The following is a 22247-nucleotide window of genomic DNA, read 5'->3' as shown; positions in this document are numbered from 1 at the left end:
AATGGTTTTTTTATTTTCGAAAGTTGAATGTAATATTTTGTTCATATTCCGTTCATAAACTTTGCTTAAAATAATTGCAGCGAATATAGAAAGTTTACAACAGGAGGAATAGAATGAAGAGATTATATAATGCAGCATTCATTTACTTAATTATCGGTTTATTATCAGGAGTATTTGCAAGAGAGTATACGAAAGCACAAGGAATTAAAGGATCCACAATGTTGCAATTGGTGCATACACATGTATTAGTGCTCGGTTTCGTATTCTTTTTAATTGCTTTAGCTTTATGTAAAGTGTTTCATGTACAAGAAACAAAGAGCTTTTGTGCATGGTTTGTTGTTTATAATGTAGGATTAATGTTTACTATTGCTACAATGCTATGGAGAGGTCTTCTACAAGTAAATGGAACTGACTTTAACGGTTTAAGCCATATGGCTGGATTAGGTCATGTTATTATAAGTATCGGGCTCGTTTGGTTTATGATTTTGCTAAAAAAGTCTGTTAAATAGATAGGAGTGGGGAGAGTATGATAGCACTTTTATCAAGTATTGTAGCGGTTTGTATGGCTGTAGGTGTCATGTTTCTGCGCTTTAAAGCAGCGAAAAAACCGTTAACGAAAAAGAAAATAATATTACCGCCAATTTTTATGAGTACTGGCGCAATGATGTATTTCTTACCGGAATTTCGATTAACATCGTTAGAAATAGTAGAGGCGATTAGTATAGGACTTATTTTCTCTATATTTCTTATTAAAACAACTAAGTTTGAAATAAGAAACGAACATATATATATGAAACCGTCAAAAGCATTTATATTTATTTTAGTCGGATTATTAGCTGTACGAGTAGCATTAAAATCGTATTTAAGTCAATCAATTGATTTAGCGGAGTTAAGTGGAATGTTTTTCTTACTTGCATTTGCGATGATCGTGTCGTGGAGAATTGCGATGTATTGTTCGTATACTAAATTAGAAAAGACAATAAAAAGAGCTGGAATTTCTATATAGGAAATCCAGCTCTTTTTATGTTTTATTAAAATTCTTTAGCGCGGAACTCATTTGCTTAATTTTAAACGTATTTGAGCATCTTGTAATGCGGCTGGTGTAACGTTAAGACCATTTTGATCAACAATTTTTGTGTTTAGTAAAATGGAATCTAAGCTTCCACGAAATGTTTGTGTATAGTTTTGACGCAACATTTGTTGTTCTTGTTTTTCATCAACTGTTAATCCAGTTGCTTTTTCTTTTTTTGATAATTCGTTAATACGGAATAAAATGTTTTTCATTTGTTTCACCTCTAGTTAGAATTAATTACATTAGTTACTTACTAATGTATAGTTATTGTAACCTATCTTTTAATAAGTGTCAATGCCTATAAACATTCCTTGTTTTGTAAGTGTATGGGGTGATAAATAATGAAAAAACTACAAATACTTGAAATAGAAAAGATGTTAATATACAATACCTTAGTAGGGTATGTAAAGTATTGTTTTACTTTATGAGAGTAATAAGCAAAAAGGAGTATGTAATAATGAATGCAGTAATTTCAAAGAAAGAAACAATCATCTCATATACGATTGCTATTTTATTTATTTTAGCTATGGTAACAGCTGGTGTGTTATTAAATGATCCGGAAGTCATTTTGCCAGAAATAGCTGCGATGGCAGTTGCTTTATGGGCATATCGTGAGCCAGGATGGCTAAGACAACCTGATAAAATTTTTATTGCACCGTCAATAACGGCTGTGATAGGTTTTATGGTGAATCAAATGGATATAGCCTATTTAGGGAAAGTAAGCTTAACGCTTGTATTCATGATGCTGTTTTTACGTGTAATTCAATCCAATTTAGCACCATCAATTGCGACAGGTTTATTACCATTAGTAACAAATGCGACGGAATGGTCATTTGTTATCGCGGTATTTGCTTTAACATTTATTTTAATGATAGGTGTTCTTATATTTAAATTGAACAACGGTATTGAGCGAAAAGTGCAAATACAGTATAAATATATGACTGTATTTCTAATACTAAATTTCGTATGGATCAGTTTATGTTGGATAACTGGTTATGAACAATTAGCAGTTATTCCACCAATATTAGTTGTTGTGTATGAATCACTTCAAAAGCCGATGTACAATGAAAAAATGGCTTTTAAACAAATATTAGTATTAACTGCATCTGCAACTGTTGGAACGTTATTGTACTTTACGATTGATTCATGGATTGTAGTCACTTTATTAAATATGATATTAATGCTTATTTTATTAAAAATCGTTGGAGTACGTATTCCAGCAGCGTATGCATTTCCACTATTGCCGCTCGTATTTCCAGATGAAATGATAAAGATGTTACCAGTAGCTTCATTTGTTGCGGGAGTATTTTTATTTGGTGCAGTACTACTGTATAAAAAGTGGGAGATGAAGCAAAAGGACATGCAGAAGAGTTAAATATAATTTGTAAAAAAGGTAAGTTCAAATGAATTGAACTTACCTTTTTGTATGTATTACCAATATAGAGCAGTATCATAAAGTCCGATTAAAATGAGTAGGACACCGGCTATACGTTGAATGTTTTTTCCTATTTTTCGGCTCTTTTTAAGTAGTGCCCCATTTAATCCAAGGTAGGAGATGATGAACATTAATATAACGATAGGGAGAGCTGTTCCTACCGAAAAGAATGTCGGAAACAAGTAACCATAATTATATGAGAAAGATAGAGGGATTAACGTTCCAAAAAATAGAACGAACATAGTTGGGCAGAAAGCTAAGGAAAAGAAGAATCCGAGTAAAAATGAACCAACTTCATTTTGGTTTCGTATAAATTTGATCGAGAAGAAATATCTTCCTTTTATAATACCTGACAATAGTAGCCCCATTAAAACTAATAAAGGTCCCATCATTTTTCGTAACCAAGGAAAATAGAAAGTTAATATTTGCTGAATCTCTTTTCCTAAGAACCATACTAATAGTCCAAGTGTCGTAAAAGCTATTATTTTCCCTAAAATGAATAACAGTATATGTTTCCATGCATATCTCTTTTGTAAAGATTGATTGCCATAAAGTGTAATAGCGCTAATGTTTCCTGTTAATTGGCAAGGAGCAAGTGTACCTACAATGCCTAATAAAAACGCAAATAAAAGAGGTACTGATTTCGTAGCATTCGCGACACCTATTAAAGGAGACATGAGTTGATAGCTCCATTCACTAATTGTTGAAAACACGTTATATTCACCTTTCTAATTAAACTGTAATGTTCCCTCTTTAGTAATCTGTTTCCACGTTTTACCCTCATCGGTAGAAAGGAACACATTTGCTTTCATTGTAGCAAATACGATTTCAGCTGAATTTTGAGGGTTTTGTGAAATATACATAATTGCATCTTTAGAATCTAAAAGTGGAATTTGTATGTTTGTCTCTTCATTTGTTGCAATTGATTTCTTCGTTACGATTTGCTTATTGATAGGGGTGTAAATAACATCTTCATTACTTAATGTAACTGCGGTCGATTCAAGTGATTTAGAGAATAATTCAAACGTATTTCCATAATCCGTAGATAAATATACACCGTCTTTAGCACTTACCGCGACTACACTAGATTGATCCGGATGTACTGAAAAGGAATGAATCGTACTTGAAAGACCTTTTAACTTACTGTTTTTCCAATCTTGCCCGTTGTTCGTACTGAAATAAAAACCTTGTTGTAATTTAGAATTTGGACGCTCATTGTATAAATAAATTGCTTCCGTATTATATCCGACAGCAAGGTTATGAAAATCAGATTCTCCGTAAAAAGCTAGCTTTTCAAGGGTATTACCGCCATCAGAACTTTTCATTAATCCTAAAGGATTTTTTAAATTTGCTCCTGGTTCAGGATGACCGCTGGCAAAGAATCCGTTCTTCGTTGCTTGAAATCCCATATAATCATGTAATCCAGTCTTAGTTTCAAGCCATTTTCCATTTTGATAAACTTTTATCCCGCTATGAGTGGCGATAGAAACCCCAGGCATATTTCCTGCATAGCCAATTCCGTGAATGTGTTCGATTTTTCCAGATGTAATTTCTTTATAGAAGTCTTGCGGACTCGTATTTGCTGTTTCTATATTTTTTGACTCAGATTGCACCGTTTCTTTCTTCACGGGTGCTGTTTCGGTGTTGCTAGAACATCCAGTAATTATGAATAAGGAAGTAATTGCTAACCCAGTTGCTACATAATGTTTCAAAGTTGTGGCTCCTTTCCTATATATGAGATTTTAAGTATATGGAATAAATGTCAAGAAATTGTGGAGTTGTATGCATAATGTAGATTAGAGGGGTACTAGTAAGGGGGATTTTCCTTTTTCTATGAGTACTATTAATTGACGAAAAATTGTAACAATAATAAAATGAATTGATTAGATAATTAGTTTTTTAATCATACATAGAACGCTAGGGGGATTATTATGAAAGCAACATTTTTTGCTCAAAATAGAGAACGATTAGTAAACACATTACCAGACGAATCTATTACTATTTTATTTGCGGGACAAGCACCTCATATGTCAGCGGATGCACATTATAAATTTGTGCCGAATCGGAATTTTTACTATGTAACAGGAATCGATGAACCAAATGTTATTTTCATGTTGAAGAAGGTTGGAAATAGTGTTGAAGAAACACTTTTTATTGAAAAGTCAGATCCAGTAATGGAAAAGTGGGTCGGTAAAACAGTTTCTAACGAAGAAGCAGAGAAAATTTCGGGTATAAAGAAAGTTGTATATTTAGATAGCTTTGAAAAGACAATGTCAAATATACTTTTTACAGAAAATGTGAAGCATCTATATTTAGATTTAGAGCGTCGTGAATGGAATGGTACAGAGACAAAAACATTAGCATTTGCTAAACATGTAAGAGAACAATATCCACACGTAACAATTGGTAATGTATATCCGAATATTTGTGAATTACGAGTGTTTAAAACAGAAGAGGAAATTGAAATTATGAAAGAGGCGATTGCTGTAACGACAGACGGTATTTACAACGTACTTAAGCATGCAAAAGCAGACATGATGGAATATGAATTAGAAGCTCAGTTTGATTTCATACTAAAATCATCTGGCATTAAGCATCATGCTTTCAATACAATTTTGGCAAGTGGGAAAAATGCTACAGTTCTTCATTATGAAGATAATGATGCACAAATTCAAAATGGTGATTTAGTACTGCTAGATTTAGGCGCTCAAAAAAATTACTATAACGCTGATATTAGTTATACATTCCCGGCAAATGGAACATTCTCTAGTCGCCAAAAACAAATTTATAATATTGTATTAAAAGCATTGAAAGAAACAACAGAGATTATTAAGCCAGGCTTAAAGTTCGCTGCATTAAATGAGCATGCTAAAAAAGTACTTGCAGAAGGGTGTAAAGCAGTTGGTTTAATACAAGAAGATGAGGAACTGTCTAAATATTATTATCATGGTGTCAGCCATTTCCTTGGTTTAGATACGCATGATGTAGGGACATATAAAGATAGAGTGTTAGAAGAAGGTATGGTTATAACAATTGAACCTGGTCTTTATATTGAAGAAGAATCAATTGGAATTCGTATTGAAGATGATATTCTTGTAACGAAAGACGGATACGAAAACTTGTCAAAAGATATCATTAGAGAAGTTGAAGAGATTGAAGCGTTTATGAGAGAAAATAATGTAAATGTAAAAGAAGATGAGGTTGTTACGAAATAATAAGTAGAAAAGGTGCTCAATTTTGAGCACCTTTTCATTCTGTTCATTTTAAATCTCCATATTTTCTTGAAAATCATCTTCTATAATGATTTTGAAAAAGAAAAAGGAGGGATTTTCCATGAAGCGATTTGTATTAACAGCTGTTACAGTCTCTGTAATATCTTTAATTGCTGCATGTTCTTTGGCCACAAATACAACAAATGATCATAAAAACATGAATGATAAAAAAACATCACAGACTGAAACAGCTACAAAACCATTGAAAGTTGAAAAAGGACCAGAAGTTACTTTAATAGCGAAAGAAGAAAAGCAAAAGTTAAATAACGGTGTTATTGTTCCGGTCTGGACATTTAATGGTTCATCTCCTGGTCCGGAAATTCGGGTGAAAAAAGGTGAAAAGGTGAAGGTGACATTAAAAAATGAACTATCTGCACCGGTATCTGTTCATTGGCATGGGTATCCTGTTCCAAATAACATGGATGGAATTCCAGGTGTGACGCAAGATGCGGTTGAACCTGGAAAAAGTTTCACCTATGAATTTGAAGCAAACGTACCAGGAACGTACTGGTATCACTCGCATCAAGATTCTGTGAATCAATTAGATAGAGGATTATATGGTGCTCTCGTTGTAGAAGATACAAATGAAAAGTATGATAAAGATTACACATTAATGTTAGATGAATGGATAACAGATAAAGAAGAGATTAATAAACAGTTAAAAGAAATGACAAAAGGAAAAACAGAAAAAGCAGACGGTAATAAATCTAGTAAGGATAATGAAAATGCGAAAAAGAATGATGATAAGAACAGCATGGATCATTCTGGTATGGAAATGGACAGTGATAAAAAAGACCCTGGCAATATGGCAGGAATGGACCATGGAAATATGAAGATGGAAGGTCATGATATGAGTATGTATGATTTATTCACAATCAATGGAAAAAGTGGTGATTTAGTAGCGCCATTGAAAGTGAATAAGGGAGATAAAGTTCGTCTGCGACTCGTTAATGCTGGTTATTTATCACATGATATACATGTTCACGGTCATGATATAAAAGTAATTGCAACAGATGGTCAACCAATAAATGATCCCAAAGTTATAAAGGATACAATAATTTCAATTGCACCGGGTGAACGTTATGATGTTGAGTTTACTGCTAATAATCCTGGGAAATGGTATGTGGAAGACCATTCGGCAGATAAAGGTGCAAAAGGAATGAAAACCATTATTGAATATGAAGGTAATAAAGAGATGAAAGACATAGCAAATGAAAAAGAAAAACTACCAAAATTAGATATGACGAAATATGGTGAGAAAAAATTAGGTAGTTTCACACTAGAGCAGCAGTATACTACTTCATATAATATGGACTTGAATACGCAAATGAATGGAAATGAAATGGTATATACAATTAACGGAAAAGTATTTCCGGATATTGATCCAATTCCAGTGAAAAAAGGTGACTTAGTAAAAGTGAAATTAGTAAATCGCTCTAAAATGGATGATCATCCGATGCATTTACATGGTCACTTCTTTCAGGTGTTGAGTAAAGATGGAAAACCGATAGAAGGTTCTCCAATTGTAAAAGATACGTTGAACTTAAAACCAGGTGAAGAATATGAAGTCGCCTTTGTAGCAGACAATCCGGGTGAGTGGATGTTCCACTGTCACGACCTACATCATGCTTCAGCAGGGATGGTAACGGAAGTGAAATATACAGATTATAAATCTGATTATGTTCCAAACCCTAATATTCCTAATAAACCAGAATAATGTGAAAATTATGTAGTTTATTAATGATATAAAGCAGTTATCGTAATAGGTGGCTGCTTTTATATGTCATGTTGTGAATAGGGAATATTATTTTTATAAAAGTTTAGATAATATGAGGGGGTTATCCTATAGAAAGAGTTTACAAGGTGAGAATATTTTTTGATTAGAAGTGACTGAATTTAATGTATTATATTGTAGTTCTAAAAGGCTGAATACTTATATTTGACCTTTCTTTTATTTTGTACTACAATTCGTAGTGTGAAAGGAGAAAGGGAATATTTAAGCAAAAGTATAAGTTAAATGAAGAAGGATTAAATTATGATTTTTTGTTTTTGTAGTATAAATTATAGGTGATTATTTGGCGATATTTTTTTCGAAATTTAAACTACGATATGTAGTGTTAAATCGGAAGAATGAGAGGGTTTTCAGAGTGTGATGAATTTAACTTTTCTTTATTACTAGAGATAGATGGTGGAAAATAAAGAAAAATTCCATATGGATAATAAAAGGATACTTTTGCTAAATAGTTAGAACGAAAAGAAATGGAAGTTAATATAAAAACATAATGATACTTGAATGTGTTTATAGGAAGGTGTTTTATAATTATGAAAAAGATTTTAGCTAGTGTAGCAGTAGCTTCTGTTACAGGAAGTGTATTTATTAGTACTGCTCAAGCGAAAAATATTATTATACCAAAAGACACGAAGCATGAGCAACCTACTGGTGTAGTAAAATATGAAAATCAAGTAACAGTAAATACAAATGCTCTACGTGTTCGCACACAACCAAATACGTCTAGTGCAATAATGGGACGCGTGTATGAAGGAGAAGTTTTACAAGTTATTGGAGAAGAAAACAGTTGGCTGAAAATTAATCATAAAGGAAAAACTGGCTATGTAAGTAGTGAATTCGTTTCGGAAAATATTGTATCAGCGAAGACAAATGTAAGCATGAGTAGTAGTAAAACTGTAACTGCTAATGTATTACGTGTTCGCACACAGCCAAATACGTCTAGTGCAATAATGGGGCGCGTGTATGAAGGGAAAGCTTTACAAGTTATTGGAGAAGAAAATGGTTGGCTGAAAATTAATCATAATGGAAAAGTAGGTTATGTAAGCAGTCAATTTGTAATAGACGGTAGTTCAAATGGAAGCGACAATAACAATGGAAAAGTTCAAGTAGCGAGTGGCAATTACAAGGTTAATGTATCCTCCCTCCGCGTGCGTATAGGTCCAAGTACTTCCCATACGATTTTAGGCTCTATACATAAAGGACAAGTTGTTCAAGTAACTGGTGAAGTGCAAGATTGGGTCAAAATTAACTATAGTGGACAAACTGCTTATATTAGTAAAGATTACATTTCAAAGAGTAGCTCTAATGCAAATGCAAACCAAACAAATGAACAACAAAATAATGTTACGGTTCAAGCTGACGGTACATACATTGTAGACGCTACTTCTTTACGTGTGCGTACAGGTCCTGCTATTTACCATAGTGTAATTGGTGGTGTATTAAACGGACAAACATTACAAGTAACTGGCGTTGAAAATGGCTGGTTGAAAATTAAGCATAATGGAAGAACTGGTTATGTAAGTAGTGAATATGTAAATTTCGTTAAAGGAGGTACACCATCAATACCTGAAATTAGTAATCCATCTGCTGGAGCAAAAGTTGGCGACTACTATGTTAACGTAAGATTATTAAATGTAAGGAGCGGCGCAGGTACAAATCATGGTGTAATCGGTGGATTATCAAAAGGAATAAAAGTACAGGTTCTATTTGAACAAAATGGCTGGGGGAAAATTAATTACAACGGTAAAAACGGTTATGTATCAAGTAAATTTCTATCAAAAACAAGTGAGACTGATGCAGAGGAGCAGCGACAATCCCAAGAGGTAAATAAAACAAATGACTTTATTCAACCAGCTGTAGGAAGATATACTTCTAGATTTGAGAAACGTGGTGGGCAAATGCATCACGGATTAGATATTGCTGCTTCAGGAATAGTGCCGGTTGTTGCCGCCGCAGAAGGTGTAGTCACTCGCTCTTATTATTCTACAAGCTATGGTAATGTTGTGTTTATTTCTCACAATATTAACGGACAAACCTATACGACTGTATATGCTCATTTAAAGAGTCGTTCTGTTACTGCTGGTCAAAAAGTGAAGCAAGGACAACAACTTGGCATAATGGGGAATACAGGACAATCTGAAGGACAGCACTTACATTTTGAAATCCATAAAGGTGAATGGAATGCACAGAAGAGCAATGCTATAGATCCAAAAATATATATTGGTTAATTGAAAATTTATTATTTCAACATGGAATTGTATATCTTCTCAAGCAAAGAGAAGTTCATAGATTTAGAAGTTTTGGCCTAACGATTCAAAGTGTTTTTTATTTTCATCTGTTAAGAAATAAAATAATGAAATCGATTCCCTCTACTATGATGAAATAGTAGAGGGAATCGATTATATTTGCTAATGTTTATGTTGTTCTTCTGTGGAAGAGGTTGGCGGGATATGCTCTGGGAACGTTACAAATATAGTCAGGATAATTACTACACCAATTGAGAGTAATAATGGAAAACGTCGCTGAATAACAGCAGAAAAATTTTCTGATAAAAACTGAATCATACATGACATAGTTATTGTTATAGTAAGTAAAAGGCTAATAAACAGTATACTATGTGCTTGTTGAGCGTTTAACATTTCTGTAATCATAGCTCCCATCATACTTGCCATTAATCCAGAGAACATGCCTTCTAAAGCAGTAAATAGGTGAAACCGTAGACCGACTAAAAAACCAATACAACTACTAATCAAAATCGCAAGCAAAGTAGAATATAGTAATTCACCTTTAAAAAGAATACCTAAATAAAACCCGATACTTAAACCCGTACTCATACTAAAAGACATAATAAATACCATATACTCCATTAGGGTACCGTTACGTTTAGAAATATATGATGTAATAAGAATCGAGATACAACAAAGTGTTAAGGCAGTTAATGTATAAGCAAACATCATGATACCTCCCTGTCCTATCGTTCACTTCATCATATGTTCATATGGAGAGTACTTATGCTTATTTATATCTGCATATTATCTGCACAATTTCATAAATGTAAGTAAGTAGGCGCTTGATTTTTTTGAGCGTCTTTTTTTATTTGTGAGCATGTGAAAGAAATTGTTATATGATGAGTTTCTATTGTGAAGCAATAAAGAATAAGCGTATAATATTATAGTTATCCCATTTGGGGATTAACCCGCGAATGATAAATAAGATTGTTGTTTTATCATCGCTTCTAAACATATAGACAACGAAAGTAACACTGGAATACAGATAGGGAGTTATAAAATGAAATTAATTATTGCCGAGAAACCAGATCAAGGTTTGGCTCTTGTTTCACAATTTAAATATCGCCGGAAAGATGGATATTTAGAAGTAGAAGCAAATGAGTTATTTCCAAATGGAGCGTACTGTACATGGGCAATTGGTCATTTGACGCAGTTATGTAATCCAGAGCATTATCACGCAGAGTGGAAAAAATGGTCACTTAATACGTTACCGATGATTCCAGAGCGATTTCAATTTGAAGTAACAAAGTCGAAGTATAAACAGTTTAACGTTGTGAAACAGCTGTTACATAATCCTCAGGTAACAGAAATTATTCATGCGGGCGATGCTGGTCGTGAAGGGGAATTAATCGTACGAAATATTATTAATCTTTGTAACGTACAAAAGCCGATGAAGCGTCTTTGGATTTCGTCTTTAACGAAGCAAGCTATTTATCAAGGATTTAAAAACTTGCTTGATGAATCAGATACAATCAATACGTACTATGAGGCATATACAAGGTCATGTGCGGATTGGGTCGTTGGTATGAATGCATCGCGTGTCTTTAGTATTTTGTTAAAGAAAAAAGGAATGAATGATGTATTTTCTGCTGGTCGTGTCCAAACACCAACGTTAGCATTGATTGTAAAGCGAGAGAAAGAAATTGAAAACTTTAAGTCAGAGCCTTTCTGGGAAGTGTTTGCAACCTTTAATATAGAAGGAAAGAAATATGACGGAAAATGGGAAAAGGATAATGAATCCCGCTTAAAAGACCCTGATATGGCGAATAAAATTGCGGCATTTTGCCAAGGGAAACCGGCTGTTGTGAAGGAAATGAAAACGGAGCGTAAAGAGTTTCAGCCGCCGCTTTTATTTAACTTATCATCACTGCAAGCAACGGCAAATAAAGCCTTTAAGTTTTCACCGAAAAAGACGCTTGATATAACGCAAGCACTCTATCAAAAAGGGATTGTTTCTTATCCACGTTCAGATTCTAACTATGTTACACAAGGAGAAGCAGCGACGTTCCCTGATATTTTACAGAAGTTAAGTCAGTTTGATGAATATAAAGGTTTATTACCGGCTCCAGTTGAATCGATTATGAATAATAAGCGTTATGTAAATGAAAAGAAAGTAACAGATCACTATGCGATTATTCCGACAGAGCAAGTTACAAACCCAAGTAGATTATCAGGTGATGAAAAGAAAATTTACGATATGATCGTAAGAAGACTTATTGCAGCTCACTATGAAGTTGCAATCTTTGACTATACAACGATTGTAACGCTTGTAGATGAGCGTGCTGAATTCATTTCAAAAGGAAAACAGCAAATTCAAGAAGGGTGGCGTAAAGTTATTTTCCAAGACGATAAAGATGACGAAACCATTCTTCCGATTGTAGCTGAAGGTGAAGAAGGAAAAGTTGTAAAGGTGAAAGTGAAAGAAGGAAAAACACAACCACCGAAGCGTTATACAGAAGGACAACTAATTACGTTAATGAAAACGGCAGGTAAGTATTTAGAGAATGAAGAGCTAGAGAAAGTATTAAAGAAAACAGAAGGTTTAGGTACGGAAGCGACTCGTGCAGGAATTATTACGATGCTAAAAGACCGTAAATATATAGATGTGACGAAAAACCAAGTGTATGCGACTGATAAAGGAAAAGTATTAATTACAGCGATCGGTGACAAAATACTAGCTTCACCAGAAATGACAGCAAAATGGGAGCAGCGCCTTGCGGAAATTGGTGAAGGCACGGCTTCACCAGCTACATTTATGGAACAGACGAAAAAGCTATCAGCTAAAATTATTGAAGATGCTGTTGAAATGTCTGAGAAGTGGGATTTCACCGGATTACATGTTGAATCGATTGAGCGAAAAGGATCGAAATTTACAACGGGTAAAAAGGTTGGTAGTTGTAAAAAATGTGATGGTGATGTAATTGATAAATCAACGTTTTATGGTTGTTCTAATTACAACACGACACAATGTGATTTCACCATCTCGAAGAAGATATTAAGTAAAACAATTTCGCAAAAGAATATGACAAAGCTCTTAAAAGGTGAAAAGACCGATTTAATTAAAGGTTTTAAAAAAGGTGAGAAAACGTTTGATGCGAAGTTAGAGTGGAAAGATAATAAGATTAATTTTGTGTTTGAGAATTAAGTTGTTTCAACAAATAAAACAATATGATAATTAAATTGTACCCTATAGAATAGACGCTTAAAAAAGTCTATTCTATAGGGTGTTTTTTGAATAAGGAGTACTTTTTAGTTTTATTAAAAATAAAATATACAATAAAATATTCTTTATAATTGATAATTATTTATTGTAAAACAATAAATGATGTATTAGAATCAATATCGTACTAAATTAGTGAGGAGCTTTTGATAGAAAAGGTAACAACGCTGTTTTTTTATTAGAGGAGGTAAAACGATGAACAATCACAATTTGATTATTAAAAATATTGACAACCCTCATGAGTTGGAGAAGATGTATAGAAAAGACCCGAAAGCTTTTAAAAAATCATTCTCACAAGCATGGGCTCAAAACCCTGATTCTCAGGTTCTAGGTGCTTGGTATGAAAGGTTACATTTCAAGGAGACGGCAAATACGGAAAAAAAGTCGTTGTTTCAAAAAGGTTTCTTATTCATGGGCATGTTAGCTATTCTGGCCGGGATAAGCACCAGAATCATTTTCTACTTTGTCGAACAAGAAGCAATTGCTCCAATTAACCTAGCTTTTGGTGTAATTCCCTTTATTGTCGCTTATTTTGTTTACAATAATACGCCGAAAAAAAGTATTATATATTCCCTTATAGCGTTGTTCCTAGTTTCCGGGATATATCTTAATACGTTGCCATTAAATTATAAAGACAGTATTATCCTTGTGTATTTACATCTTCCTATATTCTTATGGGTCTTGGTAGGGCTTGCGTTTACGGGAAATGAATATTCAAAAGGTAGTACAAGATTAGCTTATATTAAATTTAATTTGGAATATGCACTTCTCTACGCCAGCATGGCAGTTAGCGGAATGATTCTAGCTGTATTGACTATGCGGCTATTTATCTTTGTGGACTTAGATATAGGAGAATTCTATTTTAGTAATGTTGTTTTATTTGGTGCTGCTGCTCTTGCTATTGTGGCTGCATATTTGGTATCAATGAATCTTAAACTTGCTAAAAATATTACACCATACATATCTAAAATTTTTAGTCCTCTCGTCCTGATTACGTTGCTAATCTATCTTATAACGGTTATATGGGTCGGGAAAAATCCTTTCTTGGACCGCAATTTCTTAATGGCCTTCAACGGAATACTCCTTGGCGTATTGGCTGTTACCATATTTTCTATCGTTGAGAGTGACTCGGACGAGAAAAAGAACATTTCAGATTATATAAATTTTGCCTTAATTGTTCTTGCGCTTATTATTGATACTGTAGCTTTGTCAGCTATCGTATTCAGACTTTCTTCTTATGGGATTACACCTAATAGACTTGCTGTTTTAGGGGTAAACATACTGATCTGGGCAAATTTAATTTGGATTATGTTTTCCTATATGCGTTTCTTGCAAAACAAATCAGGACCAACAGCTATCCAAGATGCCGTTACGAAGTATTTGCCAATCTACGGACTTTGGGCAGCTTTCGTTATATTTACGTTTCCGATAATTTTTAATTAGGAAGGCTTTGTTAATGTAACGACAAGTTAATCTTCTATAACGTATAAAATCCTTAGAGTCGATAATTATCGTTCATCCTAAAATTTCTTGACAATAAAAAACGTCCCATAACAGGACGTTTTTTATTATGTATATTGCTGTTTTTTCTTAATAAGCAACAACACCTGTGACACACAAGCTAGTACTGGTAGTTCAATCAACGGTCCAATAACGAGTGCAAGTGCAATAAGAGGTTCGTCTGGAAAAGCTGTTACAGCAATAGCGAGTGCAACAGGCGAGTTTCTTGCTAACGTTGTTAAATTTAGACTTACTGTATCTTTATAAGATAAACGCATAATGCGTCCTATAAATTGTCCTAGTACAAAATTAATGATGAAGAACAATAGAACAGGAACGAGTAATAATAAAACAACATTCATATTTTGTAGTAAATATTTACCTTGTGATGCAAACATCGCTACGATTGCTAAACTTAAAAATACAATTTGGGCAGAGCTGAAAAACGGAATGAGTTTATTCTCGAGCGTTTCAGCTTTTTTCAGTTTATTCATAATGAATTTTGTAGCGTGTGCAAGTAAAAATGGTAAGACGATTACGATAACAATACTTTCTACTAAAACAGAAACCGCTACAGTCTTCATAACACCAGCGAATAAAAATAAATAAATGGGAAGTAGTAGTACTTGCAAAATTAAATTTACCGGTAAAATCGCTGTAGAAAGTGCTACATTACCTTTCGCTATTTCAGTAAAGATTAAGTACCAATCTGTACATGGAGTAACCATTAACATGATAAATCCAACCCAAAGTGCTGGGTGATCTGAAAGAAATAGTGCTCCTAACCCCCAAGCGAGTAAAGGTGTCCATAAGAAGTTAATAGTAAGACTTGTTCCAGCAAATTTTAAGTTGCGAAATCCATTTTTTATTTCTTTCAATGGGATGCTGAGGAATAATCCATAAAGCATGAAAAATAAGAAGGGGACAATAAATTGCTCTGAATACATATGTATGAAATTAAATTGCCCGAGTATGATGCCGCATGTAACAGCAAAAAGAATAATAAAAGTTTGAATCTTTTCTATAGTGCTCATGAGTAAAACCTTTCTAAATATGAATTTTCCTTTCTAAGTTTATTATACAAGTAATATAGAGGTATTTGGTGTTCAATTGAGTTTTAGTTAATGTTTTTAATCCGAGATATTATTTTTATTTAAAGTTACTTGACTAAAGTAAGTAGATATATTACAATCACTTACATAAGGTAATTAAATAACAAAAAGTTTTAATTAACTTTACTTAAGGTATCAATTGGAACTTTTTATTAGAATAAGAATTTTTATGATGATGAATAATGAATATGATAAGAAAGTTTAGGTGAAGAAAATGGGATTATTTAGCTCGTTATTTGGTAAAAAAGAAGAAAATACAAAAGTAGAGGGGAATAAAACAAAGTCAAAAGTATTATTTGTAAAAGCAAACGATCGTCCAGCGGAGCAAGCAATTAGTTCAAAAATGTATGAAACATTTGTAAGTACTTATAAAGAAGCTAATCCGAATACAGAAATTACAGAGTTAGATTTATTTGCATTAGATCTTCCTTATTACGGAAATATCGCTATTTCAGGTGGATACAAACGTAGTCAAGGTATGGAGTTAACAGCTGAAGAAGAGAAGGCTGTTGCTACAGTAGATCAATATTTAAATCAGTTTTTAGAAGCTGATAAAGTTGTATTCGCGTTCCCACTATGGAACTTTACAGTACCAGCACCATTAATCACATATATTTCATACTTATCTCAAGCTGGAAAAACGTTTAAATATACAGCTAATGGCCCAGAAGGTTTAGCTGGTGGTAAGAAAGTAGTTGTGTTAGGTGCTCGTGGTTCAGATTACTCTTCAGAACAAATGGCTCCTATGGAAATGGCAGTTAATTACGTAACAACTGTACTTGGATTCTGGGGAATTACAAATCCAGAGACTGTTGTAATTGAAGGGCACAACCAATATCCAGATCGCTCACAACAAATTGTTGAAGAAGGTCTAGAGAACGTTAAGAAAGTAGCGGCAAAATTTTAATTAATTGATAGTAAAATGGAAAAACCAACATGGATGACCATGTTGGTTTTTTAGTCTATTTTTCATGTTAAAAAATGTATATTTATAAAATAAAAGAAAAGTTTGAAAATAGTATTGCAAAATATTATATAGCAAACTATAATGAGTTCAAGAATAGTTGATACTCAAATTAAATATTCAGAAAATTCAATTAGTTAAAATTGGAAAATGAGATAAGGAAATTTGAATGGGGGTTATATTATGGCGAATAAAGTACCGTTTTCGTTCATAGTAGTTATTGGATTAATGTTATTTGCACTATTTTTTGGAGCAGGAAATTTAATTTTCCCGGCAATGCTTGGTCAATCGGCAGGAGAAAATGTATGGATTGCTAACGCTGGATTTTTAGTAACAGGTGTTGGATTACCATTACTAGGTGTACTAGCATTTGGTTTTTCGGGTAAAGATGATTTACAGTCATTAGCAAGTCGTGCTCACCCAGTGTTCGGGATTGTGTTTACAACAGTTTTATACTTAGCGATCGGTCCGTTATTTGCAATACCGAGAACAGGAAATGTATCTTATGAAATTGGTCTTAAGCCGTTTATGCCAGAGGGAGTAGGTTCTACACCTTTAATTCTTTTCACAATTATATTCTTTAGTATCACTTGTTTTTTTTCGCTAAATCCCGCGAAAATTGTCGATATTGTTGGAAAAATCTTAACGCCAATTAAATTAACATTCATCGGTATTTTAGTAATCGTTGCTTTTATTCACCCGATTGGAGAAATGCAAGCACCAGTTGAAGCTTATACATCACACGCATTCTTTAAAGGATTCCAAGAAGGATACTTAACGATGGACACGCTTGCATCATTCGTATTCGGAATCATCATCATTAATGCAATTAAAGAAAAAGGTGCGAAAACGAAAACACAAATTATGGTCGTTTGTGCAAAAGCGACAATCATTGCAGCATCTATTTTAGCAATTATCTATACAGCTCTTTCTTATATGGGTGCTTCAAGCGTTGCAAAGCTTGGACATTTAGAGAACGGCGGAGAAGTATTAGCGAAAGTTTCTAACTACTATTTTGGATCATATGGTGGAGTATTATTAGGATTAATGATTACAGTAGCTTGTTTAACAACTAGTGTAGGACTTGTATCAGCGTGTTCTTCATTCTTCCATAAGTTATTCCCAAATGTTCCGTACAAAGCAATTGCAGTCACGCTATGTGTATTTAGTGCAATTGTTGCAAATGTAGGATTAACGCAATTAATTGCAGTTTCTGTTCCAGTATTAACAGCAATTTATCCACTTGCAATCGTATTGATTTTCTTAACATTCTTCCATTCATTATTCAAAGGAAGAGCTGAAGTTTATCAAGTGAGCTTAACTGTAACATTTATTATCAGCTTATTCGATGGATTAAGTGCAGCTGGAGTTAACATTGAAGTAGTAAGCCAAGTGTTCACTAAATTCCTTCCGATGCAGGAAGTAGGATTAGGCTGGATCTTCCCAGCGATTATTGGTGGATTTATCGGATATGGCATTAGCGTTTTAAAACCAAAAAATCAAATTCAACCAGCAGCAAATACGAATAAGAAAATAGGTTAAATAAAAAAGTTATAGAACTTGTTTCTATAGCTTTTTTTGTTACTATTAATAATGAAAGAAAATAAAGTAGTAGGGGATATAAAATGAAAAAAACAATTGATCATATAGGCATCGCAGTTCGAGATATAGATAGTACGATACGTTTTTATGAAAAGGTTTTGTTAGGAACATTAATAGATCGTTATGTAAGTGAAGCACCTGGTGTTGAAAGTGAAGTAGCCATTCTTGAAGTGGATGGAGATAGAATTGAATTGCTTGCGCCGACAAATAACACTACTTCACCAATTGCCCGATTTATAAAACAAAAAGGTAAAGGTGTACATCACGTTGCGTATCGTGTAGATGATTTAGATATAGCTTTAGAAGAATTAAAAGAACAAGGAATTCGAACGTTAGAGCATACACTTCGAATTAATAAACACGGCAGAAGATTAATCTACCTTAACCCAGCGGATACAGAGGGAACAATCATAGAGTATTGTGATTATCCGGAAGAAAAATAAAAGAAGCTTTAAAAAAGGTGTTATGTACTAAGTGACACCTTTTTATTTATCCTGCTATTTGTGAAGATGAACAAAAAACACTTATTCAAGATTCACTTTATGTTTTTTTTCAATGTTTTGATGAAAGTATTTCGACAAGTTGAATATATATGATATGAAGCTTTCCTATATAGGAGTGAATAAAAATTAAAGCAGGCTATTGGGTAAAAAAGCCTCATTTTGCATAAAGGTATGTGAAGAAAAAAGCGCGGTTTGTAAGCAACTATATATTTTTAGACAGTATAAATAGTTAATTTCATGTATTGGAGCGTGGCTATTTGTGACGATTTCATATAGTGCAGAAAATTTTAACGTATTATTTGTAAAATCTAGTGTTACTGTATATTTTCCGGTGCTAGAGGAGTCTATATTTAATAGTTTGAAAAAGGCAGTTGGTAATGTAACGATGGTAACATACGAAAACATGGTGAAAACAGCTTTGAAGATAAAACCAGCTCTTATCATTGTCTTTCACGGTTTTGAAGAAGGGATCAGTAAAGGGATTCAAGAATTAAAACAATATAACTTTAAGACTGCACTTTGGCTTACAGATGATCCGTACTTTACAGATGTGACGAAAAAATTAGTGGATGATTATGATTATGTTTTTACACAAGATACAGGATGTATTGATTTTTACAAAGGTTTAGGCTGTGATAATGTATATTATTTACCTTTAGCAGCAGAACCTTCTTTATATACGCCGATACTTAAGGAAGAGGATTACATATTTGATATTAGTTTCATAGGCACAGCATTTGATAATCGACTTGAGTTTATCGATTCAATTGCTGAGTATTTATCGACTAAAAATACTCTAATTATAGGTTGTAATTGGGATAAGCTAAAAAGTTATGAGTTATTGAAGGATAAGATTATACTTTTACCATTCTTGGTTTATAAAAATAGTTTGGAGTATTATAGAAAAAGTAAAATTAATATTAATATACATCGATCGATAGAGGATGTAACATTTAATATAAATAGAGTAAAAATAAATGCTTGTTCCATTAATAATCGTACATTCGAAATAGCTAGTACAGGCGCTTTTCAAATGACGGATATTCGTTCAGATTTGGAAAAGTGTTATATTCCAGGGGTGCAAATCGAGACCTTTACTTCATCGGTTGATTTTATAGAGAAAGCAGAAAGATATTTAGCGAATCCATTACAAAGAAAGAAAATTGCTATGGAGGGATTTAGAAAAACACTAATTGAACATACATATGATAAAAGAGTAAAACAGTTGTTAAAAATAATTGAAGTAAACTCTAAAAAAGAAAATGAATTTTAAAAAAGAAAGGTTGTGTTGAAACACAACAAATGTGAAGAACGATTTATTTTAACGTTAGAGCATACAATTCATGATAAGTCTGTTAAAAGATTGATTTATCATATCCATGTGAACGATTATTGAGTATTATAATTATCTGGAAAAGTATTACGTAATAACGTAATACTTTTTTATTTATTCTGCTATGCGTGTACAGTAAGACTCCAATCTTAAAATAGGTTGAACGCCGAGGGAGTTAGTCCGGAGATTAACTTGTGTGGGGAGGATTAAAGTCTTTACTTTGTATTTCACACTTTCTTCACAAATGATTCACGATAACTTTTCTTCTTCAGGAACTTACGTAAATATATTTTATGATATAATAACAATCGACTTTAAAAATGTAAGTAGTATCTATGAAGGTAGTTACTATTGTATTAGAAGTTTAGAGGTGAGAGAGAAATAAAGAGTTATACTGTATAGAAGTTTATATTTAATCAAGTTAATATTTCGCCAAGGGATTGAATTTGGAAGTAGCTGTAATAAAAGTATAGCGATGAGGAAGAAAGAAGTGAAATGATTGTGAAAGTAATGAGAAGGTTAGGGGCATGGCTATTACTTGCGAGTGTGCTTATCATATTGATACCGAAAAGTGCATCTGCTCATGCGTACGTTGTGAAATCAAACCCTACTGAAAATGAAACATTGAAGAAAGCACCATCTGTTGTAAAAATCGAATTCGATGAGGACATACAAGTTTCAAGTTTTAATACATTGTACGTGAGAGATACATCAGGTAAAAGGGTCGATTTAAAAGATGCTCATATTGATAAAAAAAATAAAAAGCTATTAGAAGCTGGATTAAAAGACAATCTCAAAAATGGTCTTTACTCTATTCAATGGAAAGTGATTTCAGCTGATGGACATCCAATTCAAGGAGTTATCCCGTTCCGGGTTGGATTAGCGGAAGCGGGAGCAGATGATATACAAGTAGAAGAGATGGGGTATGTCCCGCAAATTGATATGATTATGGAACGTGGAATTTTATATACAAGTTTCTCACTATTTATAGGAGTTCTATTCTTTAATCTTATTATGTATAAAGGGAACGTAATAGAAGTTCAATTAAGAAGTAAAAAAATAATATGGATTTCATTAATTGGTATATTCATTAGTTTATTATTCAATCTACCACTGCAAGCGAAAATAAATGCTGATGTTTCATGGCTAGAAGCATTCAATCCTTTATTATTAAAAGAAACGTTACAGCTTTCTGTTTTTGGTTATGTATGGATTACTCAAATGGCTCTTATAAGTGTGCTTATAATCGCTTCGTATGTTGCGATGAAGCGTGAGAAGCTTTCGTCGTTTAAAGTATGGAGCATTCCATTGCTATTGTTTATCGGGATACTTGTTATGAAAGCCTTTAATAGTCACGCATATGGTTTAAAGTTTAAAGATATTGCTGTCGTTATGGATTTTCTACATTTATTCGCGGCTTCATTATGGATTGGTGGTTTATCATCTATTATTCTTCTTTTACGTAAAGAGGATAACAAGTGGAATATGTATTGGGATATGATTAAGCGTTTTTCACCGTGGGCAACAGGTGCTGTCATCGTGATTTTAATAACAGGTCTTTTTAACAGTACATTTTTTATTCCAACAATCCACTCGTTATTTGATACAAAGTATGGATTAGCTTTATTAGCAAAGATACTTTTATTCATTTTCATGGGGATATTGGGAATTGTTCATTATGTGAAAGGGAAAATGAGAGCGGAGCAAGGGTTAGGCGCTACGGTGAAAGTAGAGTTTATCATTGGATTTATCATTTTCGTAATCGTAGCTTTTATGACAAACGTACAAACACCGCCGATGCCTCCTACTGGACCTTTTACAGAGAGTAAACAAGTAGATAATGGATATGAACTTACGCTAAATGTGAGTCCTAATAAGGTAGGACAGAATACATTTCATATTACTGTGAAGGATGAGAATGGCCAACCTGTTACTGATATGGAGCAAATTACACTAACGACTCAATCGTTAGATATGAATATGGGAAAAGGATCATTTAAAGTTTCGGCAGTTTCACCGGGAGAATATGAAGCAGAAGGTATGTATATTAACATGACAGGCAACTGGAATATACAAGTACATGGATTAACGAAATCGCTTGATAGCTTCGATACAGATTTTAAATTTATTGTCGGTGGCAGATAAAAAGAAGTTATG

The 22247-nt window shown here is 33.3% G+C and carries 18 protein-coding genes; 13 read left to right on the top strand and 5 right to left on the bottom strand.

Translation table 11 applies throughout. The annotated features are described in order from the left end of the window. Nucleotides 1-113 precede the first annotated feature (113 nt). Nucleotides 114-509, top strand: coding sequence for a DUF2871 domain-containing protein (locus tag DN390_RS20395; RefSeq protein WP_097951518.1), 396 nt, complete (start codon nt 114-116; stop codon nt 507-509). A gap of 17 nt (nt 510-526) precedes the next feature. Further along, nucleotides 527-1006 (top strand): CcdC family protein, encoded by a 480-nt coding sequence (locus tag DN390_RS20390; protein WP_147808255.1) that lies wholly within the window; start codon nt 527-529, stop codon nt 1004-1006. Between the two features lie 47 nt (nt 1007-1053). Here DN390_RS20390 and DN390_RS20385 read toward each other — a convergent pair whose 3' ends face one another. Then, nucleotides 1054-1284, bottom strand: a complete 231-nt coding sequence (locus DN390_RS20385; protein WP_000789783.1) for a DUF896 domain-containing protein — start codon at nt 1282-1284, stop codon at nt 1054-1056. A 245-nt stretch (nt 1285-1529) separates the two neighbouring features. Here DN390_RS20385 and DN390_RS20380 point away from each other — a divergent pair, with 245 nt between their 5' ends. Further along, on the top strand, nt 1530-2447 hold the full coding sequence (locus DN390_RS20380; protein ID WP_147808254.1) for an HPP family protein: 918 nt from the start codon (nt 1530-1532) through the stop codon (nt 2445-2447). A gap of 56 nt (nt 2448-2503) precedes the next feature. Here the strand turns inward: DN390_RS20380 and DN390_RS20375 are convergent, their stop codons facing one another. Next, on the bottom strand, nt 2504-3220 hold the full coding sequence (locus DN390_RS20375) for an urease accessory protein UreH domain-containing protein (protein ID WP_255444086.1): 717 nt from the start codon (nt 3218-3220) through the stop codon (nt 2504-2506). Between the two features lie 15 nt (nt 3221-3235). Next, nucleotides 3236-4219 (bottom strand): F510_1955 family glycosylhydrolase, encoded by a 984-nt coding sequence (locus tag DN390_RS20370; RefSeq protein ID WP_147808253.1) that lies wholly within the window; start codon nt 4217-4219, stop codon nt 3236-3238. A 219-nt stretch (nt 4220-4438) separates the two neighbouring features. On the opposite strand from DN390_RS20370, the gene DN390_RS20365 reads away from it, so the two are divergent. The 3 genes from DN390_RS20365 (at nt 4439) to DN390_RS20355 (ending at nt 9796) form a co-directional block, all read left to right on the top strand. Beyond that, nucleotides 4439-5722, top strand: a complete 1284-nt coding sequence (locus DN390_RS20365; protein WP_147808252.1) for an aminopeptidase P family protein — start codon at nt 4439-4441, stop codon at nt 5720-5722. Nucleotides 5723-5840: 118 nt separating this feature from the next. Continuing rightward, nucleotides 5841-7496: a multicopper oxidase family protein gene (locus tag DN390_RS20360; protein WP_147808251.1), complete on the top strand. Its 1656-nt coding sequence runs from the start codon at nt 5841-5843 to the stop codon at nt 7494-7496. 605 nt (nt 7497-8101) lie between these two features. Beyond that, nucleotides 8102-9796, top strand: coding sequence for an SH3 domain-containing protein (locus tag DN390_RS20355; RefSeq protein ID WP_147808250.1), 1695 nt, complete (start codon nt 8102-8104; stop codon nt 9794-9796). 180 nt (nt 9797-9976) lie between these two features. Here DN390_RS20355 and DN390_RS20350 read toward each other — a convergent pair whose 3' ends face one another. Then, nucleotides 9977-10522 carry a hypothetical protein gene (locus DN390_RS20350; RefSeq protein ID WP_046959121.1) on the bottom strand — a complete coding sequence of 182 codons (546 nt, stop codon included), beginning with the start codon at nt 10520-10522 and terminating at the stop codon, nt 9977-9979. Nucleotides 10523-10856: 334 nt separating this feature from the next. On the opposite strand from DN390_RS20350, the gene topB reads away from it, so the two are divergent. Both topB and DN390_RS20340 read left to right on the top strand, forming a co-directional pair. Next, nucleotides 10857-13001 carry a DNA topoisomerase III gene (gene topB, locus DN390_RS20345; protein WP_147808249.1) on the top strand — a complete coding sequence of 715 codons (2145 nt, stop codon included), beginning with the start codon at nt 10857-10859 and terminating at the stop codon, nt 12999-13001. Between the two features lie 270 nt (nt 13002-13271). Then, complete coding sequence (locus tag DN390_RS20340; protein WP_098952113.1) at nt 13272-14519, top strand: DUF4153 domain-containing protein; 1248 nt, start codon at nt 13272-13274, stop codon at nt 14517-14519. Between the two features lie 125 nt (nt 14520-14644). Here DN390_RS20340 and DN390_RS20335 read toward each other — a convergent pair whose 3' ends face one another. Beyond that, a complete protein-coding gene (locus DN390_RS20335) occupies nt 14645-15610 on the bottom strand; it encodes an arsenic resistance protein (protein WP_147808248.1) in 966 nt (321 codons plus the stop codon). 292 nt (nt 15611-15902) lie between these two features. On the opposite strand from DN390_RS20335, the gene DN390_RS20330 reads away from it, so the two are divergent. The 5 genes from DN390_RS20330 (at nt 15903) to DN390_RS20305 (ending at nt 22235) form a co-directional block, all read left to right on the top strand. Continuing rightward, nucleotides 15903-16595, top strand: coding sequence for an FMN-dependent NADH-azoreductase (locus DN390_RS20330; protein WP_147808247.1), 693 nt, complete (start codon nt 15903-15905; stop codon nt 16593-16595). Nucleotides 16596-16835: 240 nt separating this feature from the next. Continuing rightward, nucleotides 16836-18194 carry a branched-chain amino acid transport system II carrier protein gene (gene brnQ / locus DN390_RS20325; RefSeq protein ID WP_060630448.1) on the top strand — a complete coding sequence of 453 codons (1359 nt, stop codon included), beginning with the start codon at nt 16836-16838 and terminating at the stop codon, nt 18192-18194. Between the two features lie 83 nt (nt 18195-18277). After that, the gene (locus DN390_RS20320; RefSeq protein WP_060630450.1) at nt 18278-18697 is read left to right on the top strand and encodes a VOC family protein; all 420 of its coding nucleotides are present in this window, start codon (nt 18278-18280) and stop codon (nt 18695-18697) included. Nucleotides 18698-19016: 319 nt separating this feature from the next. Further along, nucleotides 19017-20030 (top strand): CgeB family protein, encoded by a 1014-nt coding sequence (locus DN390_RS20315; protein WP_147808246.1) that lies wholly within the window; start codon nt 19017-19019, stop codon nt 20028-20030. A gap of 555 nt (nt 20031-20585) precedes the next feature. Beyond that, nucleotides 20586-22235, top strand: coding sequence for a copper resistance CopC/CopD family protein (locus DN390_RS20305; protein WP_147808245.1), 1650 nt, complete (start codon nt 20586-20588; stop codon nt 22233-22235). Nucleotides 22236-22247 lie beyond the last annotated feature (12 nt).

The organism is Bacillus sp. SH7-1 (assembly GCF_008042405.1).
GTDB lineage: Bacteria > Bacillota > Bacilli > Bacillales > Bacillaceae_G > Bacillus_A > Bacillus_A thuringiensis_N.
Note: the sequence above shows the minus strand (reverse complement) of the source record. Positions and strands in the feature narration are given on the sequence as shown.

What these genes read in the sequence shown, in the direction of transcription:
- DN390_RS20395 (WP_097951518.1), top strand. Translation starts at nt 114, where the DNA reads ATGAAGAGATTATATAATGCAGCATTCATTTACTTAATTATCGGTTTA.
- DN390_RS20390 (WP_147808255.1), top strand. Translation starts at nt 527, where the DNA reads ATGATAGCACTTTTATCAAGTATTGTAGCGGTTTGTATGGCTGTAGGT.
- DN390_RS20385 (WP_000789783.1), bottom strand. Translation starts at nt 1,284, where the DNA reads ATGAAAAACATTTTATTCCGTATTAACGAATTATCAAAAAAAGAAAAA.
- DN390_RS20380 (WP_147808254.1), top strand. Translation starts at nt 1,530, where the DNA reads ATGAATGCAGTAATTTCAAAGAAAGAAACAATCATCTCATATACGATT.
- DN390_RS20365 (WP_147808252.1), top strand. Translation starts at nt 4,439, where the DNA reads ATGAAAGCAACATTTTTTGCTCAAAATAGAGAACGATTAGTAAACACA.
- DN390_RS20360 (WP_147808251.1), top strand. Translation starts at nt 5,841, where the DNA reads ATGAAGCGATTTGTATTAACAGCTGTTACAGTCTCTGTAATATCTTTA.
- DN390_RS20355 (WP_147808250.1), top strand. Translation starts at nt 8,102, where the DNA reads ATGAAAAAGATTTTAGCTAGTGTAGCAGTAGCTTCTGTTACAGGAAGT.
- DN390_RS20350 (WP_046959121.1), bottom strand. Translation starts at nt 10,522, where the DNA reads ATGTTTGCTTATACATTAACTGCCTTAACACTTTGTTGTATCTCGATT.
- topB (WP_147808249.1), top strand. Translation starts at nt 10,857, where the DNA reads ATGAAATTAATTATTGCCGAGAAACCAGATCAAGGTTTGGCTCTTGTT.
- DN390_RS20340 (WP_098952113.1), top strand. Translation starts at nt 13,272, where the DNA reads ATGAACAATCACAATTTGATTATTAAAAATATTGACAACCCTCATGAG.
- DN390_RS20335 (WP_147808248.1), bottom strand. Translation starts at nt 15,610, where the DNA reads ATGAGCACTATAGAAAAGATTCAAACTTTTATTATTCTTTTTGCTGTT.
- DN390_RS20330 (WP_147808247.1), top strand. Translation starts at nt 15,903, where the DNA reads ATGGGATTATTTAGCTCGTTATTTGGTAAAAAAGAAGAAAATACAAAA.
- brnQ (WP_060630448.1), top strand. Translation starts at nt 16,836, where the DNA reads ATGGCGAATAAAGTACCGTTTTCGTTCATAGTAGTTATTGGATTAATG.
- DN390_RS20320 (WP_060630450.1), top strand. Translation starts at nt 18,278, where the DNA reads ATGAAAAAAACAATTGATCATATAGGCATCGCAGTTCGAGATATAGAT.
- DN390_RS20305 (WP_147808245.1), top strand. Translation starts at nt 20,586, where the DNA reads ATGATTGTGAAAGTAATGAGAAGGTTAGGGGCATGGCTATTACTTGCG.